Annotated in this window: 4 protein-coding genes; all 4 read left to right on the top strand. The window is 37.0% G+C overall.

Annotation, left to right across the window (positions count from 1 at the left end):
- The coding region (locus tag G4P69_RS35655) for a Uma2 family endonuclease (RefSeq protein ID WP_208354673.1) at nucleotides 1-588 on the top strand (588 nt) is incomplete at its 5' end.
- A 192-nt stretch (nucleotides 589-780) separates the two neighbouring features.
- The gene (locus tag G4P69_RS35650; protein WP_208341113.1) at nucleotides 781-1,506 is read left to right on the top strand and encodes a Uma2 family endonuclease; all 726 of its coding nucleotides are present in this window, start codon (nucleotides 781-783) and stop codon (nucleotides 1,504-1,506) included.
- Nucleotides 1,507-1,697: 191 nt separating this feature from the next.
- Nucleotides 1,698-2,045 (top strand): hypothetical protein, encoded by a 348-nt coding sequence (locus G4P69_RS35645; protein ID WP_208341111.1) that lies wholly within the window; start codon nucleotides 1,698-1,700, stop codon nucleotides 2,043-2,045.
- Nucleotides 2,033-2,212, top strand: coding sequence for a type II toxin-antitoxin system RelE/ParE family toxin (locus G4P69_RS39750; RefSeq protein WP_243903154.1), 180 nt, complete (start codon nucleotides 2,033-2,035; stop codon nucleotides 2,210-2,212). The genes G4P69_RS35645 and G4P69_RS39750 overlap by 13 nt, the downstream gene beginning before the upstream one ends.
- The last annotated feature ends 50 nt before the right edge of the window (nucleotides 2,213-2,262 follow it).

Below are 2,262 nucleotides of genomic sequence, written 5' to 3'. Positions count from 1 at the left end.
AAGACGCTCCAACCAACCGAAGATCAACGTATCATTCTTTATGATGTTACCTGGGAACAATACGAGCAACTTTCTGATATGTTTGTTGATGAGTTTCCTCGTATGACTTATTTAGAAGGAACGCTAGAAATTATAATGACTACCTTTCCAGAACATGAACGCCTCAAAAAAATAATTGCCAGATTACTAGAGGCTTATGCAGAGGAAAAAGATATTAATCTTAATGGTTATGGTAGTACTACCTTCCGTAAGCAAGCCGCTAAAAAAGGTGCAGAACCAGATGAATGCTACTGTCTTGGAGAACTTCATGAAGTCCCAGATATTGCTATAGAGATTGTTATAACAAGTGGGGGTATTGACAAACTAGAGGTTTATCGAGGTTTGGGTGTAAAAGAAGTTTGGTTTTGGAAAAACCAGCAATTTAATTTCTATTATTTATCAGAGATTGACGGCAAATACACCCAAAGTTCTAACAGTAAATTAATACCAAATTTAGACCCTGTTTTGTTAGCTAGTTTTGTCAATGAAACTAATCAGACACAGGCGGTTAAACTGTATCGAAAAGCATTGCAAAATCAAAATCGTTAACTGATGACTGATGACTGATGACTGATGAATGGGGAGCATCCCAAATGTGTAAATTTATTTTATTTTGTAGTGCGGGCATCTTGCCCGCTTCTGAAATAAACTTGGGAGCAAGATGCTCCCACTACCGTTTTTTTGTAAAATGGGGATGCTCCCGATCAATGAGGATTGTTAACTGTCAATTGCTGAAGTATTATGTATAACTATAATCCGTTAGAATGCCTACCTTCGTCAGCAGAATTACCAGATTCAGATGATACTCCTGTGGATAGCGAACTGCAAATATCGCTTCCCAATTTATTGTTAGCCATGTTAGCTGAAATCTGGCAAAGCAGGGATGATTGGTTTTTCGGCATTAACATGGGAATTTATTATACACCAAGTAAACCTCCCATAGTTCCTGATGGTTTTTTGAGTTTAGGGGTAGAACGTTTTGTTGGTGAAAATGGACGTTCTAGCTATGTTTTGTGGGAAGAAGAGAGTATTCCACCAAATTTAGCTTTAGAAGTTGTTTCTCAAACTTACAACGGGGAATACGAACAAAAAAAAATTGATTATGCAGAATTAGGCATTTTATATTACATTATTTACGCACCAACACGGCTACGTCGCAAGCGCCAACGTTTGGAAGTTTATCGCTTAGTCAATGGTCAATACATTTTACAACCAGGCGATAAAGTTTGGATGCCAGAAATTGGTTTAGGTATTGGAAGAGAACGAGGAATTTATCAAGGTATCACGCGGGAATGGCTGTTTTGGTGTGACGAACAGGGTAATAGATACCCGACACCAGAAGAAATAAAAGCTGAACAACAGGAACAACTGGAGCAAAGCCAACAAGAGTTAGAACAAACTCAGCAACAACTTCAAGAACTTTTAAGTAAATTACAACAAAGAGGAATTGATCCAAATACACTTTAATAATTTTTGATTAAATAAAATAAACCTTGTTTATCTTGAAAATTGAAGTGGTGCTGGTATCTCATTTCTCTGAACCGTTGTAAGTCAAGACATGCTATGATTAGTAAATTATAGTCTTTTAACTAAAATTGGCCAGCAATGAGTTAAAAATCTTGTAACTATAGCAAAGTTACTATAAAAATTAAAAGCTTATGACAACAAACAATATTAGGCAGCAAATATTAGAACATCTAGAAACATTACCTGGGGAACAGGTGAAAACTCTTCTGTTAACATGGCTGACTAGTTCATCTGGGGATTTAGAGGATTTTGAACAGTTACTAACAAATCAACCTACTGAAAATAGAGAAGAATCATTTGATTACGGCGAGATAGACACAGGATTGAATTTTCAAACTCTTACTGAAGCAGAGATGATTCGCCAAAGCCAATCTGCTCTCGAAGCTTACCTTCATAAAGGTTCAGGAGTATCCCACGAGCGCGTACGCGAATGGGTAGAAAATTTGGGAACCGATACTGAACGCCCATGTCCCAGATAGTTTGGACGGAAAGTGCAATTAATGACTTAAATCGTCATTATGATTTTATTAAACTTAATAATCCTGATGCAGCTTCCCGTGCAGTACAAGCAATTGTTTCTTCAGGCGAAAGTTTACAGCAGAATCCTCGTCGAGGAACGATTATAGATGAAATTGCAGGGCTGTGAAACCTTTTAGTTTATTTTGGTAACAATGGCTTTATAATCCCTTACGTTAT

The sequence above is a fragment of the Aetokthonos hydrillicola CCALA 1050 genome (assembly GCF_017591665.1).
GTDB lineage: Bacteria > Cyanobacteriota > Cyanobacteriia > Cyanobacteriales > Nostocaceae > Aetokthonos > Aetokthonos hydrillicola.
This window is presented reverse-complemented; position numbering and strand designations above follow the sequence as displayed.

Excerpts from the sequence above, each read along its gene's own strand:
- G4P69_RS35645 (WP_208341111.1), top strand. The coding sequence starts at position 1,698 with ATGACAACAAACAATATTAGGCAGCAAATATTAGAACATCTAGAAACA.
- G4P69_RS35650 (WP_208341113.1), top strand. The coding sequence starts at position 781 with ATGTATAACTATAATCCGTTAGAATGCCTACCTTCGTCAGCAGAATTA.
- G4P69_RS39750 (WP_243903154.1), top strand. The coding sequence starts at position 2,033 with ATGTCCCAGATAGTTTGGACGGAAAGTGCAATTAATGACTTAAATCGT.